At 67.8% G+C, this 13,853-nt stretch carries 14 protein-coding genes; 7 read left to right on the top strand and 7 right to left on the bottom strand.

The genetic code is table 11. The annotated features are described in order from the left end of the window. Positions 1 to 11 precede the first annotated feature (11 nt). On the bottom strand, positions 12 to 773 hold the full coding sequence (locus F817_RS0101025; RefSeq protein ID WP_024325899.1) for an inositol monophosphatase family protein: 762 nt from the start codon (positions 771 to 773) through the stop codon (positions 12 to 14). 160 nt (positions 774 to 933) lie between these two features. On the opposite strand from F817_RS0101025, the gene F817_RS0101020 reads away from it, so the two are divergent. Beyond that, positions 934 to 1,251, top strand: coding sequence for a DUF2322 family protein (locus F817_RS0101020; protein WP_024325898.1), 318 nt, complete (start codon positions 934 to 936; stop codon positions 1,249 to 1,251). 7 nt (positions 1,252 to 1,258) lie between these two features. On the opposite strand, the gene F817_RS0101015 is transcribed toward F817_RS0101020, so the two are convergent. The 3 genes from F817_RS0101015 to F817_RS0101005 are packed head-to-tail and all read right to left on the bottom strand — an operon-like array spanning position 1,259 to position 2,726. Continuing rightward, positions 1,259 to 1,843, bottom strand: a complete 585-nt coding sequence (locus tag F817_RS0101015) for a histidine phosphatase family protein (protein WP_024325897.1) — start codon at positions 1,841 to 1,843, stop codon at positions 1,259 to 1,261. Next, on the bottom strand, positions 1,840 to 2,403 hold the full coding sequence (gene ampD, locus F817_RS0101010; RefSeq protein ID WP_024325896.1) for a 1,6-anhydro-N-acetylmuramyl-L-alanine amidase AmpD: 564 nt from the start codon (positions 2,401 to 2,403) through the stop codon (positions 1,840 to 1,842). Before ampD ends, F817_RS0101015 begins: the two co-directional genes overlap by 4 nt. Then, positions 2,400 to 2,726, bottom strand: coding sequence for a thioredoxin family protein (locus F817_RS0101005; RefSeq protein WP_024325895.1), 327 nt, complete (start codon positions 2,724 to 2,726; stop codon positions 2,400 to 2,402). The genes ampD and F817_RS0101005 overlap by 4 nt, the downstream gene beginning before the upstream one ends. A 143-nt stretch (positions 2,727 to 2,869) precedes the next feature. Between F817_RS0101005 and F817_RS0101000 the strand changes: the two genes are divergently transcribed. Then, positions 2,870 to 4,921, top strand: a complete 2,052-nt coding sequence (locus tag F817_RS0101000) for a UvrD-helicase domain-containing protein (RefSeq protein ID WP_024325894.1) — start codon at positions 2,870 to 2,872, stop codon at positions 4,919 to 4,921. A 35-nt stretch (positions 4,922 to 4,956) separates the two neighbouring features. Here the strand turns inward: F817_RS0101000 and F817_RS0100995 are convergent, their stop codons facing one another. After that, a complete protein-coding gene (locus F817_RS0100995) occupies positions 4,957 to 6,690 on the bottom strand; it encodes a potassium/proton antiporter (protein ID WP_024325893.1) in 1,734 nt (577 codons plus the stop codon). Positions 6,691 to 6,778: 88 nt separating this feature from the next. Here F817_RS0100995 and F817_RS0100990 point away from each other — a divergent pair, with 88 nt between their 5' ends. Continuing rightward, positions 6,779 to 7,738: a lipid A deacylase LpxR family protein gene (locus F817_RS0100990; RefSeq protein WP_029680996.1), complete on the top strand. Its 960-nt coding sequence runs from the start codon at positions 6,779 to 6,781 to the stop codon at positions 7,736 to 7,738. Between the two features lie 10 nt (positions 7,739 to 7,748). Here the strand turns inward: F817_RS0100990 and F817_RS0100985 are convergent, their stop codons facing one another. Then, positions 7,749 to 8,678, bottom strand: coding sequence for an MBL fold metallo-hydrolase (locus F817_RS0100985; protein WP_051132313.1), 930 nt, complete (start codon positions 8,676 to 8,678; stop codon positions 7,749 to 7,751). Between the two features lie 204 nt (positions 8,679 to 8,882). On the opposite strand from F817_RS0100985, the gene F817_RS0100980 reads away from it, so the two are divergent. The 3 genes from F817_RS0100980 (at position 8,883) to dut (ending at position 11,503) form a co-directional block, all read left to right on the top strand. Beyond that, the gene (locus F817_RS0100980) at positions 8,883 to 9,479 is read left to right on the top strand and encodes a DUF502 domain-containing protein (protein WP_024325890.1); all 597 of its coding nucleotides are present in this window, start codon (positions 8,883 to 8,885) and stop codon (positions 9,477 to 9,479) included. A gap of 314 nt (positions 9,480 to 9,793) precedes the next feature. After that, complete coding sequence (coaBC, locus tag F817_RS0100975) at positions 9,794 to 11,011, top strand: bifunctional phosphopantothenoylcysteine decarboxylase/phosphopantothenate--cysteine ligase CoaBC (RefSeq protein ID WP_024325889.1); 1,218 nt, start codon at positions 9,794 to 9,796, stop codon at positions 11,009 to 11,011. A gap of 30 nt (positions 11,012 to 11,041) precedes the next feature. After that, complete coding sequence (gene dut, locus F817_RS0100970) at positions 11,042 to 11,503, top strand: dUTP diphosphatase (RefSeq protein ID WP_024325888.1); 462 nt, start codon at positions 11,042 to 11,044, stop codon at positions 11,501 to 11,503. Positions 11,504 to 11,527: 24 nt separating this feature from the next. On the opposite strand, the gene hmpA is transcribed toward dut, so the two are convergent. Beyond that, a complete protein-coding gene (hmpA, locus tag F817_RS0100965) occupies positions 11,528 to 12,709 on the bottom strand; it encodes an NO-inducible flavohemoprotein (RefSeq protein WP_024325887.1) in 1,182 nt (393 codons plus the stop codon). Positions 12,710 to 12,869: 160 nt separating this feature from the next. Between hmpA and argB the strand changes: the two genes are divergently transcribed. After that, positions 12,870 to 13,748 carry an acetylglutamate kinase gene (argB, locus tag F817_RS0100960; protein ID WP_024325886.1) on the top strand — a complete coding sequence of 293 codons (879 nt, stop codon included), beginning with the start codon at positions 12,870 to 12,872 and terminating at the stop codon, positions 13,746 to 13,748. Positions 13,749 to 13,853: the final 105 nt, after the last annotated feature.

The following is a 13,853-nucleotide window of genomic DNA, read 5'->3' as shown; positions in this document are numbered from 1 at the left end:
TCAGCCCGCAGCTAGTCCTTCCAGCCGAGCCGGTTCAGGGCCGTCCGGTGCAGTTCCGGGGTGGCCGCGGCCAGGACGTTCGCGGTCTGCAGGTCCAGCTCGCCACCGGAGAGGTTGGTGAACACGCCCCCCGCCTCGCGCACGATCACCGCCAGTGCCGCGATATCCAGGATATTCACGTCGGACTCGACGATCAGGTCGATGCTGCCGCGTGCCAGCAGGTGGTAGTGGTAGAAGTCGCCGTAGCCGCGGGTGCGGTTCACCTCGGCCATGATGCCGCCCAGCGCCGTCCAGCCCTCGGGGTTCTGTGCCAGGGACTTGAGGTTACCGGTGGACAGGGAGGCCCGGCCCAGATCGGTGGTCTTCTCGACCGCGATCGGGTCGCCGTTCAGGAAGGCACCCTGCCCCTTCTCGGCCCAGGCCCGCTCGCCGAACTGGATCCCGTTGGACAGGCCCAGGATCAGCTCGCCCTTGTACATCAGCGCAATCTGGGTGGAGAAGAACGGGTAGCGACGCACGAAGCTCTTGGTGCCGTCGATCGGATCGATCAGCCAGACGTAGTCGGAATCCATGTCCGACTGCCCGGTCTCCTCGCCGTAGAAGCCGTGATCCGGGAAGTGCTCGCGGATCACCTGGCGGATCGCCTGCTCGCTCTCCACGTCGGCCCGGGTGACCGGGGTATCGTCGGGTTTGGTTTCGACATCGACGCCCGCCTCGTAGTAATGGCGGATCACCTTCTCGGCGGCATCGGCAGCGGCCTGGGCGGCCTCCATGAACGCGCTTCGCGACATGCTCTCTCCCTTCGGCAAAAGCCGCTATCTTAGCATGCAAGGCCCCGGCCGCCGTCCCGGCTCGACCCTGCGGCCTTCGCGGGTTGGTTGTCGCCATCGGGTCATGCCCCGATAATGCCGGCAATATTTCGAGGAGCCCGACATGTCCAAGAAGCTGCCCGACGTCAGCAATATCGAACGCCTGGAGTTGTTTGGCGAGGACTACAACCCCACCGCCACCATCGAAAACGTGGACGGCCAGAACCTGTCGCTGCAGATCTACTACCAGCTGGCGCTGGATTACGGCGGCATCGGCCCCAAGGCAGCCAATTCGGGGCTGCTGCTGTACGGCAGCCACGCCGATGATGCCCGCGCCAACCCGGGCAAGCACCCGAACATCGACCGGCTGATCGACGTGCTGAACAACGACTACTACCTGTCGGTCAAGGCCGTCCCGAAGCGCGGCAGCAAGGCCGGCTGACCCCGGCTCAGACCCGGTTGGCGTGGATCAGCCGCCAGCCACGGGTCGGATGCCGGTGCAGGCGCGTGCGACTGGCATACTCGCATTCGAAGCGGAACAGCCGCTCGTCCGGCGCGCCCATCACCCAGCCCACCAGGGCCCGGATGACACCGGCGTGCACCACCATCAACACCCGCTCCGCCTCCAGCGGCTGCAACGCCGCATCGAAGGCCGCCTCGACCCGGCGCCGAAAGGCCGCCAGCGGCTCGGCGCCGGCCGGCCGTGCATGCACCGGGTCGGCATAGAAGGCGCGGTATTCCTCCGGCCGGTCGCGCTGCAGCTCGACCCGGGTACGCCCCTCCCAGTCACCGAAACCGACCTCGCGCAGGTCCGGCGCCAGCGTCACCGGAAGCCCCCGCTCGGACCCGAAACGCTCGGCGAAGGCACGGCAGCGCTCCATCGGCGAGCTGACCACGTACTGCCAGCCGTCCTCTCCCGTCACCGCCCGCTCCATCTGGGCCCAGCCCCGTGCGCTCAGCGGGTCGTCGCAGCCGTGGCCGCGATAACGCTGGCCACCTTCCGGCTCGCCATGACGCAGCAGGTCCACGATCATGCCATGGCCTCCTGCAATTCCCGCTGCAGGCGCGCCCAGTCAAAACAGGGGCCAGGGTCCGTCTTGCGGCCGGGGGCGATATCGCTGTGGCCGGCGAGCGCATCCGGCGCGATACCCGGCCAGCGTGGCCGGAGCCAGCCGATCAACCGGGCCAGCGCGGCGTACTGCACCGGGGTGAAGGGGTCCTCGTCGGTTCCCTCCAGCTCGATCCCGATGGAGAAGTCGTTGCAGCGCTCGCGTCCCTGCCACCGGGATGGCCCGGCATGCCAGGCACGCCGGGAGAACGGAACGAACTGAGTGGCATGGCCCTCGCGGTCGATCAGCACATGGGCCGAGACGCGCAAGTCCGCGATCCCGGCGAAATAGGGGTGTCCCTCCGGGTCCAGTCGGTTCTGGAAGAGTTCGGCCACATGCCCGCCACCGAACTCTCCCGGGGGCAGGCTGATGGCATGCACCACAAGCAGTTCCGGGGCCTGGCCTGGCGGGCGGTCATCCTGGTTCGGACTCTCCACCACCCGCGCCGGCGGCCACCAGTCGCGGTCGTTGTCACGCGCGGTCATGGAGCCTCCTCGGGTGGGCGCGCCAGGCAGGCCGCGAGTGCCTCGCGCAGCAGGGGCAGGCGGGGCGGGGCCTCCAGTCGCCCGTGGTAGCTGCCCGACTGGAACACGAACAACGCCGGGAGATGGAACACCTCGAACTCCCGCACCAGGGCGGTATCCGTCTCCGCATCCACCACGAACAGCGCGGGCGCCCCCGGTTCCGCCTGCCAGTCCGCCAGCACGCGTGCCATCACCTTGCAGGCCCCGCAGCCCCGGCGCGTGAACAGGATCACCGCTGTCCCCGGCACATCCATCAGGCGCTGGTGGAAATCGAACTGGGTCAGACGCGCGAGCGGCACATCCGCCGCGGCCGACGTGGGGGCACCCGGGGCCTGGGTCAATGGCTTATCCTCACCGCTGTTGTCTTTATGAATCTGGGATCGTGGGTTAGTTTACGCGCCCCGCTGCGAAGGAATCGACCGCCCCGGTGTCCGAACTCAACCCCCAACAACAGGCGGCCGTGATCACCACGGACCGCCCCCTGCTGGTCCTGGCCGGAGCCGGTTCGGGCAAGACGCGGGTGATCACCGAGAAGATCGCGCACCTGATCGAGCAGCGTGGCCTGGCCGCGCGCCAGATCGTCGCGATCACCTTCACCAACAAGGCCGCGCGCGAGATGCGCGAGCGTGTCCAGGGTCGCCTGTCACGCGAACAGGCGCGCGGGCTGAACGTGTCCACGTTCCACACCTTCGGGCTCAATTTCCTGCGTCGCGAGCTGCAGGCGGCCGGGCTGCGCCCCGGCTTCTCCATCCTCGACCCCGGCGACTGCCGGCAGCTGCTGCGCGAAATCACCTACCGCGACGACACTGGCTCCGAGGTGGACGCCCTGATCGGCCATATCAGTCGCTGGAAGAACGACCTGATGACGCCGGAGGAGGCGCTGCACGAGGCGAGCCAGATGAGCGATGCCCCGGAGGCGATCGCCGCGGCCAACCTGTACCCGCGCTACCAGGACGCCCTGCGCGCCTACAACGCGGTGGACTTCGACGACCTGATCAAGCGCCCGGTGGACTGCCTGCGCGACGACCCCGAGCTGCGCAACCGCTGGCAGGACCGTATCCGCCACCTGCTGGTGGACGAATACCAGGACACCAACTCCGCGCAGTACCAGCTGGTGCGCCTGCTGATCGGCGTCAGTGACGGGCTCACCGTGGTCGGGGACGACGACCAGTCGATCTACGCCTGGCGCGGCGCGCGCCCGGAGAACCTCGCCCGCCTGCAGCAGGATTTCCCGCGCCTGGAGGTCATCAAGCTGGAGCAGAATTACCGCTCCACCAACCGCATCCTGCACACCGCGAACGCCCTGATCGGCAACAACCCCCACGTGTTCGAGAAGCGTCTGTGGAGTGCGCTCGGTGAAGGCGAGAAGATCGAGGTGATTGGCTGCTCCGACGCCGACACCGAGGCCGCTCGCGTGGTCTCCGAGCTGATGCGCCGGCGCTTCCGCCTGAACGCCGGCTGGGGCGACTTCGCGATCCTCTACCGTAGCAACCACCAGTCGCGGCTGTTCGAGAAGCTGCTGCGCGAGCAGGGCATCCCCTATCGCCTGAGCGGCGGGCAGTCGTTCTTCGAGAAGGCCGAGATCAAGGACCTGGTCGCCTACCTGCGCCTGCTCGCCAACCCGGACGACAACACCGCGTTCCTGCGGGTGGTCAACGTGCCACGCCGCGAGATCGGACCGGCAACCCTGGAAAAGCTCGGCCACTACGCCAACCAGCGCGGGGCCTCGCTGCTGCAGGCCGCGCGCGGCGCCGGCCTGTCCGAATACATGGATGCCCGCGCCCAGGCGCGGCTGGAACGCTTTACCGACTGGGTCGACGGCTTCCAGCGCCGCGGCGCGGAGGAGGCCCCCGACGCCCTGTTGCGCGCCCTGGTCGACGACATCGACTACGAATCCTGGCTGCTCGAGAACAGCCCCAACCCACGCGCCGCCACCCGGCGCATGGACAACGTGCGCGAGTTCATCGACTGGGTCGGCCGCATGGGCGGCGGCAACACCACCGCCGAATACGGCGACGAGGAGGCCGAGGATGACCGGGGCATGGATCTCGCCGACATCGTCAACCGCATCAGCCTGATGGACATCCTCGACCGCAACCGCGAATCCCAGGCAGGCGAGGAGGCCGTGCAGCTCCTCACCCTGCACACGGCCAAGGGCCTGGAGTTCCCGCATGTCTGCCTGGTCGGCTTCGAGGAGGAGTTGCTGCCGCACCGGGTCAGCGTCGAGGACGACTCCATCGAGGAGGAGCGCCGCCTGGCCTATGTCGGCCTGACCCGCGCCCAGCAGACCCTGCTCATCACCTACGCCCAGAACCGAACCCGCTACGGCGAGACCATCGACTGCGAACCCTCGCGCTTCCTCGACGAACTCCCCGAGGAGCACCTCGACTGGCCGGACGCCAAGCCGCCAGACCCCGAGACCCAGCAGCTCACCGCCCGCGCCCACCTCGCCGGCCTGAAGGCCATGCTCGAAAAGTAGGGCCTCCCGGGGATCCAGGCCTCGCACCGCCGGTCTTATCCTCGGGAAGGCTTCAGCAGCTTCAGGCCAACGCGGGTGATGCGGGCGCCGTCCATCTCGCGGATGACCAGGCGCATCGGGCCGAGATCGACGGCGTCACCGACGACCGGTTCGGCCTGCAGTTCGCGCCGCAGATAGGCCTCGAGAGTGTCGCCCTGGCGCTCGGGCGGGACCGGGGCGCCGTAGGCCATGCCAACCGCGCCCAGCTGGGCATCGCCATTGAGGGCAAATTCGCCGAACACGCTGCGCTCGGTGAGGCGTTCCGGTACCTCGTCCTTGGGCACGAACAGGCGGTCGAGGTCATGCAGATCCGCCGGCGTGACCATGATGTAAAGGTGATCGCCGGCGTGCAGGTCCAGTAACTCCAGGGTCTCCAGCAGCTTGCCGCCGCGCAGGTGGGCCACCACTCGCGCGCTGCCCGGCAAGCGGAAATTCGACCAGGCCTCGCGCACCACCGGGGTGGTCTCCGCCAGGCGGTAGCCGACCAGCTCCATCTCCTGCTGGCCGGGGATGTCCAGCTCGGTGCGCTGCACCCGCGCGGTGGTGGGGGGCAGTTCCAGCCCCAGCCAGCGTGCCGAGGTCGCGACGGTCCAGCCCTGCACGAGCAGCGAGATCAGCACGACGAAGAACACCACGTGGAAGAAGTAGCCAGCCAGTTCCAGCCCGGCCAGCAAGGGGAACAGTGCGAGGATAATCGGCACCGCCCCGCGCAGACCGACCCAGGAGATGAACACCTGCTCGCGCCAGGGAAAGCGGAACGGATAGAGGCAAATCCACACCGCCAGCGGCCGCGCGATCAGGATCAGCACGGCGGCGACCAGGCCGGCGTCCAGCGCCACCGGCGGGAGCTCGGACGGGGCGACGATCATGCCCAGCATCAGGAACATGCCGATCTGCGCCAGCGAGGCGATGCCGTCGTGGAAGCGCTTGATGTTCTGCGAGGCCTCCAGCGGTCGGTTGCCGAGCAGCAGCCCCGCCAGGTACACGGCGAGGAACCCGGAACCGCCGACCAGGCCGGTGAGCCCGAAGATGGCCAGTGCCCCGGCCATGGCAAACAGCGGATAAAGCCCGGCCGCCATCGGCACCCGGTTGATCAGCGCGAGCAGGGCAAAGCCGCCGCCCACCCCGAGCAACGCGCCCAGGCCCATCTGCTGGACGAACTCGACCAGCACCACCAGGCCGAACTGCTGTTCCGGCAGCAGCAGCAGTTCGATCAGCACGATGGTCAGGAAGATCGCCATCGGGTCGTTGGAGCCGGACTCGATCTCGAGCGTGGCGCCGACACGGCTCTTCAGCTCCAGCCCGCGCGAGCGCAGCAGGGAGAACACCGCCGCAGCATCGGTGGACCCGACAATCGCCCCGAGCAGCAGCCCCTCCAGCCAGGACAGTCCCAGCCACCACACGGCAAACGCCCCGGTCAGCCCCGAGGTGACGATGACCCCGAGTGTGGCCAGCCCCAGCGCCGGTTTCAGCCCGATGCGGAAATTGCGCGCCGGTGTGCGCATCCCGCCGTCGAACAGGATGATCGCCAGCGCCGCCGAGCCGATCAGATAGGCAACGGTGATATTCTCGAACACCAGACCGCCCGGGCCTTCCGGGCCCAGCAGCATCCCGATGACCAGGAACACCAGCAACAGGGGCACACCCAGTCGCGAGGTGATCACGCTCGAAAGGATGCTCCCCAGCAGCACGATCGCGGCCAGGAAGATGATCTGGTTGGAGAGGTCCATGCGCCAATCATACCGGAACGCCCCCGCCCCCCGAGGACGGTCGCCCCGCCGCGCAATGCGGGCGTTGCTGGCCGCGGCAGCCCTCTGCATGGCAGCCGCAAGCCCGACCGCTGCAGCCGAAACCGGTGTCGATGCCCTGCACTTCGAGTTCGAGAACGACCTGTTCGCAGGCGAGGACCGCTACTACACCAATGGATTCCGCATCGGCTGGACCCGCAGCGAAGAGCGAGTCCCGCCCTGGCTGCGAAGCGTGGCGGATTTCCTGCCCTTTTTTGTGGAACGGGAAGAGCCCGGGCGCCTGAAGGCCGCGGTCCACCTCGGGCAGAACATGTACACCCCGGAGGACATCGAGCGAACGACGCCGGATCCGGACGATCGCCCCTACGCCGGCTGGCTGTACCTGAATTTCAGCATGGCCGAGGAACACGACGACCGCCTGGACCGACTGCAGGTCACCCTCGGAACGGTCGGGCCGGCCTCCCTCGCGGACCGTACCCAGCGGGAGGTTCACAGCTGGTCCAGCGCGCCACAGCCGCAGGGATGGGACCACCAGGTCGGCAATGAACCCACGCTCATGGTGGCGTACGAGCGTCAACTACGCGGTCTTACGCAACGCGCCACAGACGGCTGGGGCTGGGATCTGACCCCGCACTGGGGCGCGGCGGCCGGGACGCCCTTCACCTTCGCCAACGCCGGGGCAATCCTGCGGGCGGGTCGCCACCTGCCCGGCGATTATGGCCCGCCCCGGATCCGGCCCGCACTGTCCGGTTCCCACACCTTCGAGACCACCGCGCGCGTCGGCGGCTATGCCTTCGCCGGTGTCGACACGCGGCTGATGCTTTACGACCTGTTCCTGGACGGCCCGGTCTTTCGTGACGGGCCTTCGGTGGACAAGCACCCCGCGGTGGGCGAGCTGACCGCCGGCTTCGTGTTCCACATCGGCGGGGTACGCCTCGGCTACACCCACGTCTGGCGCTCACGCGAGTTCAGCGGTCAGGCCAAGGGCGCGGCCGAGTTCGGCTCGCTGCACGCCACCTGGCAGTTCTGAACGCGCGGGTTCAGAACACCGCGGCCTCGACATCCGGGTAGGTGGTGGCCACCGAGCGGTCAATCTTGTCCTCGAAGCCCGGATAATCCTCGATCAGGTCACCCATGCGCTCGCGCACCAGCGGCACGGTCTCGAAGTCGGCCAGCCCCTGTTCCACACCTTCCTCGACCCCCTCCCAAAGCGTGACCAGATAACGCTGCAGCCGATCCAGCGTCTGAGCATCCTCCAGCCGACCGTGGCCGGGTACGACCACCGCCGGCTCCAGCGCGATCAACTCGTCGAGCAGATCGATCCATTGCGCGACATCGCCATCCCAGACCGACGGCGCACGATCGCTGTAGACCACGTCCCCGGCCAGCAGAACCCGCTTCTGTGGCAGCCAGACGCTGAGGTCTCCCGGCGAATGGGCACCCCCGGAGGGAAGGATCACGACCTCGGTGCCGCCGAGATCACGGGTGATGCGCTCGTCCACTGCAACATTCGGCAACAGCGGCGTGGTGTCACCGGTCGCGCCCTCGGTCATCTCGCGGAAATTCTGGACCCAGCCGTCACCCTCCGCCTCCATGCGGGCTAGCGCGTCGGAACCGGCCATGATCTCCGGGTCGGAGTCCGCGAAGGCGCGGTTGCCCAGCCAGTGGTCCCCATGGCTGTGGCTGTTGACGATCAAGCGAACCGGCTGTTCGGTGACCTCGGCAATCGCCTCGCGCAGCGCCACACCCATGGTCTCGGAGGAACCCGTGTCGAACACCAGCACCCCGTCGTCGGTCACCACGAACGCCATATTGGCGTTCCAGCCGAGGTTTTCGCGGCTGGGAAAGTCCCGTGCCGGCGTCATTACCGCATAGACGCCCGGCGCGACTTCCTCCGGCGTCATCGTGTAGTCCGCGGGCGCGGCGGCACCGGATGGCTCCGCGGGAGCCGTCTGTGGCACCACGATCATGGCGAACACCAGGGCCCACAGGCCCGCTCCCGTCAATCTCTTCATCACGTACTCCCTTGGCCAGCCGTATCGCCACCAGTCTCGATCCATAGACTGCCCGGGTTCACCGAAGTGCCAGCCCAGCTCCAATCCTTGCACCGACGCGCCGTACGGACGGCCCGAATGCGTTAGCATCCGGAGCATACCCCCTGCACGGAGCCTGCTGTGCGCCGCATCTCCCGCACCTTCCTGACCGGCCTGGCCGCGATCCTGCCGGTCGCGATCACGCTGGCCCTGCTGTGGTGGCTGGGCAGCACCGCCGAAGAGGTCCTCGGGGGGCTGTTGCAGGCCATCCTGCCGGATCTCCTGTACTTCCCGGGAATGGGAATCCTGGCCGGTATCGGCCTGATCTTCGGCCTCGGGGTATTGCTGCAGGCCTATGTCGTGCGCTGGCTGTTCGACTGGATGGAGGGCCTGATGCAGCGCATCCCGGTGGTCAAGACGATCCACGGCACCGTGCGCGACGTCACCCGCCTGCTCTCCGGCGACATCCATCAGCGCTTCGGGAAGGCCGTGCTCGTCACGTTCCCCGGCACCGACTTCAAACTGGTCGGCTTTGTCACCCGCGAGGATTTCGAGGGCCTGCCGGACAACCTGGGCGGGCCGGAGACGCTCGCGGTCTACATGCCGATGAGCTACCAGATTGGCGGCTACACCCTGATGCTGCCGCGCGAGCGGGTCGAGCCGCTGGACCTGCCACTAGAGGACGCGATGCGCTACGCCCTGACCGCCGGCGTCTCCGCGCGCCAGGACAAGGGCTAAGGAGACGCTGATCGATTCGCACGTCCGCGTTGGTGCCCCATTTTTTCCGTGACAAGGCGCGGTGGGCAGTGCCGTAGTCACTCTACGGTCCCGTGTCGATCATCGGGGCGCAACGCAGGATCGGGAAAAATGGGGAGCCAACCCCTTGAGGGCTCGGCCGCCCTGCCTTCTGGATTCGGGCCTGCTGACGGCGTTGCGGCTCGCTTATGTAGCTCGGCTACACTTCGCTCGCCGCGCCTTGTCATCGAGCAAAATCGACTCGAGCGCGAACGTGCGAATTAATCAGCGTCTCCTTAAGGGGTAGAATCCGGCGCATGACGGAACACGACACCCAGCCCCGGATTCTGGTCGGCGTCAGCGGCGGCATCGCCGCTTACAAGGCCTGCGAGCTGGTGCGCGAATTGAAGCGCGCCGGCTGCGCGGTGCGCGTGGTGATGACGGCGGGCGCCCGTTCCTTCGTCACCCCGCTGACCTTCCAGGCCCTGTCCGGCGCGCCGGTGCGCACCGAACTGCTGGATGCCGAGGCCGAATCGGGCATGGACCATATCGCCCTGGCGCGCTGGGCCGATCGCATCGTAGTTGCCCCCGCGAGTGCCAACCTGATCGCCCGCTACGCCCAAGGCCTGGCGGACGACCTGCTGAGTACCCTGCTGCTGGCCACCACCGCGCCGGTCACCCTGGCACCGGCGATGAACCACCGCATGTGGGCGCACCCGGCTACGCAGGCGAACATCGCGACCCTGGTCGAACGTGGTGTGACCCTGATCGGGCCGGACAACGGCGACCAGGCCTGCGGCGAGCAGGGCGAAGGCCGCCTGCGCGAGCCGGCCGCGATCGCACGCGAACTGCTGCAGCCGGCCGACGCCCCGCTGGCCGGCCGCCAGGTGCTGATCACCGCCGGCCCCACCTTCGAACCCATCGACCCCGTGCGCTTCATCGGCAACCGCAGCTCCGGGCGCATGGGCTTCGCCCTGGCCGCGGCCGCGCGTGATGCCGGCGCGCGCGTGACCCTGGTGCATGGCCCGACCGCGGAAGCCATGCCCGCTGGCGTCGAGGGCGTTGCCACCGAAACCGCCGCCGCCATGCACGCCGCAGTGATGGAACGCCTGTCCACGACCGACATCCTGATTGCAGCGGCGGCCGTGGCCGACTACCGCCCGGCCAAACCACAGGCCCAGAAGATCAAGAAGGCCGACCCCACGATGAACCTGACCCTGGAACGCACCGAGGACATCCTCGCGGACGCCGTGCGCCAAGCGGCCCATCTCCCCCGGCGCCCGTTTCTGATCGGCTTCGCGGCCGAGACCGAGGACCTCCGCGAGCACGCCGAGGCCAAGCGCCGAAACAAGGGACTCGACCTGATCGCGGCCAATCGCGTCGGCGAGGGCCTCGCCTTCGGCACCCCCGACAACGAGCTGCTGTGCCTGTGGGAGGGCGGCGAGCGCACGCTGCCAAACCAGCCCAAGGCCCAACTGGCGCGCGCACTGATCGACCTGGTTATCGAGCGCCTGGCCGAACGTGAAACGCATTGATACGGCCCATCTTTGACCAAGGAAGTCCAAATGCCCGTCCCCGAGATTGACCTGAAGATCCTCGACCCGCGCATGGGCACGGACTTCCCGCTGCCCGCCCCGGCCACCGATGGCTCGGCCGGTGTGGACCTCCGCGCCATGATCGAGTCCCCGCTGACGCTGGAGCCGGGCACGGCCGAGTTGATCCCCACCGGGCTGTCGATCCATATCGAGGACCCGGGCTATGCCGGGATGATCCTTCCGCGCTCCGGGCTCGGGCACAAGCACGGCCTGGTGCTGGGGAATCTCGTGGGCCTGATCGACGCCGACTACCAGGGCCCGTTGATGGTCTCCTGCTGGAACCGGGGCGCGAGCGCCTACACGCTCGAGGTCGGTGAACGCCTGGCGCAGCTGGTCATCGTCCCGGTCGTCCAGCCGAAGTTCCGCGTGGTCGAGGACTTCGCAGAGACCACCCGCGGCGCGGGCGGCTTCGGCTCCTCGGGCCGAGGCTGACTCCGGCCCGGCGCCCGCACCGCGTCAGGTTTCCAGCGCGGAGGCGGGCCCGAAGAACTCGTAGTTCACCCGGTCGTCCGGGATGCCCAACCCGCGCAGGTGGGCGCGCACCTGCTGCATGAAGGGCTTCGGCCCGAGAAAATAGACGTCCACCTCGCGGCTGTCGGGCAACCATTCGGCAAGCTGTTCGCGGGTCAGGAAGCCTTCGGCATGCGGCTGGTCGCCGGCACGCGGCTCGCTATAGCAATAGCGCCGGGTCAGGCTCGGCGAGCGCTCCGCCTGCCCCTCCACCCAGTCGTGAAACGCGTGAACGCCACCGTGTCGCGCACAGTGCAGGAAGTGCACCTCGCGACCGTCCGCCAGCGCCGCCTCGGTCATCGCGACCGCCGGGGTAATACCCACGCCCGCGGTCACAAAGGCCACCGGCCGATCGGCGGGCCGCAGCACGAAATCTCCGGCGGGCGGGAACACATCAAGGGTGTCGCCCTCATCCACTCGGCCATGCAGGAACGTCGAGGCGACACCGCCCGGCTCGCGCTTGACGCTGATGCGCAGGGTCTCGCCGTTCGCGGCAGCGGACAGCGAATAGTTCCGCCGCACCTCCTCGCCATCGATGATCAGGCGCAGGCCGAGATACTGCCCCGGCTGGTGCGGCGGGACGGGCTGCCCGTCCACCGGCTGCAGGTAGAACGAGGTGATCTCCTCGCTCTCCGGAACCTTGCCCTGGACGCGGAACTGACGCGCGCCCCGCCAGCCACCGGGCTGCTGTTCGTGCGCCGCATACACGCCCTCTTCCGCCTCGATCAGGATGTCCGCCAGCTGCTGGTAGGCCGCGCCCCAGGCCTCCAGCACCGCAGCGGTCGCGACCTCCTCGCCCAGCACCTCGCGCATGGCCTGCAACAAGCAGGTGCCGACAATCGGGTAATGCTCGGGCTGCACCTGCAACGACACGTGCTTGTTGACGATCTGGCCCACCAGCGGGCCCAGGGCCTCCAGTTGGTCGATGTGCCGTGCGTAATTCAGGACCGCATTCGCAAGTGCCCGTGCCTGTTCGCCACTGGCCTGATGCGCCTGATTGAACAGCGGCTGCACCTCCGGGTAGTCGCGCAGCATGATCTCGTAGAAGTGACGGGTGAGGGCTTCGCCGCCGGATTCCAGCAGCGGAACGGTTTGCTGGATGACGGCTTTTTGTTCGGCTGAAAGCATCTTGCTCCCCTTATTCATTGATTAAGGATGCAGCTTTATAAAGGCCCGAGAGGAGACAAGTCAAACGATGCATTCATATTGCACCTTAAATCCGGGCGGTCGCGCCCACCGGGCGGGGTGCTAAACTGCGCGGCTGCGAAACCCGACGACCGGACCCGCCATGGATACCCAGACGGCCCACTCCGTTGCCCATGTACTGATCGAGGCGCTGCCCTATATCCAGCGCTTCGCGGGCAAGACCATCGTGATCAAGTACGGCGGCAACGCCATGACCGAGGACCACCTGAAGGCCTCGTTCGCGCGCGACATCGTCCTGCTGAAGCAGGTCGGCGTGAATCCAGTGGTGGTGCACGGTGGCGGGCCGCAGATCGGCGAGCTGCTCAAGCGCCTGGGCAAGGAGACGGAATTCGTCAACGGCCTGCGCGTGACCGACCGCGAGACCATGGACGTGGTGCAGATGGTCCTGGGTGGTCTCGTGAACCAGGAGATCGTGTCGCTGATCAACCGCTTCGGCGGGCGCGCGGTGGGCCTGACGGGCAAGGACGGGCAGATGATCCGCGCGACCCCGCTGCGCGACTATGGCGCGTCCGAGGGTCAGCCGACCGTGGATCTGGGGCATGTGGGCGAGGTCGAGGGCGTGGACCCTGCGATCGTGCACACCCTGGACGAAAGCGACTTCATCCCGGTCATCGCCCCGATCGGCTTCGACCGCGACGGCAAGGCCTACAACATCAACGCCGACACCGCGGCGGAGAAGCTCGCGGTGGTGCTGGACGCGGAAAAGCTGTTCCTGCTGACCAACACCCCGGGTGTACTCGACGACAACGGTGACCTACTGCCCAAACTGTCGGCGCCGCAAGTGGACGAGATGATCCGCAATGGCACCATCCACGGCGGGATGATCCCGAAGATCCGCTGCGCCCTGGATGCCGTGCGCAGCGGGGTCAACGCGACCCATATCGTCGACGGCCGCGTGGAGCACGCAGTCCTGCTGGAACTGCTGACCGACCAGGGCGTGGGGACACTCATCAGCCGCTAGCGCGGCTAGGTGTGGAGTCTCACAAGGTTGTCCTCAGGTAGACCGAGGACGCTGATGGGTGGCTGCTTGTTCAGGCTACCGTGTGGGCGGTGCCAGTTGTAGTCG

Source organism: Thioalkalivibrio sp. AKL19 (assembly GCF_000420165.1).
Lineage (GTDB): Bacteria > Pseudomonadota > Gammaproteobacteria > Ectothiorhodospirales > Ectothiorhodospiraceae > Thioalkalivibrio.
Note: the sequence above shows the minus strand (reverse complement) of the source record. Positions and strands in the feature narration are given on the sequence as shown.

Excerpts from the sequence above, each read along its gene's own strand:
- F817_RS0101025 (WP_024325899.1), bottom strand. The coding sequence starts at position 773 with ATGGAGGCCGCCCAGGCCGCTGCCGATGCCGCCGAGAAGGTGATCCGC.
- F817_RS0101020 (WP_024325898.1), top strand. The coding sequence starts at position 934 with ATGTCCAAGAAGCTGCCCGACGTCAGCAATATCGAACGCCTGGAGTTG.
- F817_RS0101015 (WP_024325897.1), bottom strand. The coding sequence starts at position 1,843 with ATGATCGTGGACCTGCTGCGTCATGGCGAGCCGGAAGGTGGCCAGCGT.
- ampD (WP_024325896.1), bottom strand. The coding sequence starts at position 2,403 with ATGACCGCGCGTGACAACGACCGCGACTGGTGGCCGCCGGCGCGGGTG.
- F817_RS0100995 (WP_024325893.1), bottom strand. The coding sequence starts at position 6,690 with ATGGACCTCTCCAACCAGATCATCTTCCTGGCCGCGATCGTGCTGCTG.
- F817_RS0100990 (WP_029680996.1), top strand. The coding sequence starts at position 6,779 with ATGGCAGCCGCAAGCCCGACCGCTGCAGCCGAAACCGGTGTCGATGCC.
- F817_RS0100985 (WP_051132313.1), bottom strand. The coding sequence starts at position 8,678 with ATGATCGTGGTGCCACAGACGGCTCCCGCGGAGCCATCCGGTGCCGCC.
- coaBC (WP_024325889.1), top strand. The coding sequence starts at position 9,794 with ATGACGGAACACGACACCCAGCCCCGGATTCTGGTCGGCGTCAGCGGC.
- dut (WP_024325888.1), top strand. The coding sequence starts at position 11,042 with ATGCCCGTCCCCGAGATTGACCTGAAGATCCTCGACCCGCGCATGGGC.
- hmpA (WP_024325887.1), bottom strand. The coding sequence starts at position 12,709 with ATGCTTTCAGCCGAACAAAAAGCCGTCATCCAGCAAACCGTTCCGCTG.
- argB (WP_024325886.1), top strand. The coding sequence starts at position 12,870 with ATGGATACCCAGACGGCCCACTCCGTTGCCCATGTACTGATCGAGGCG.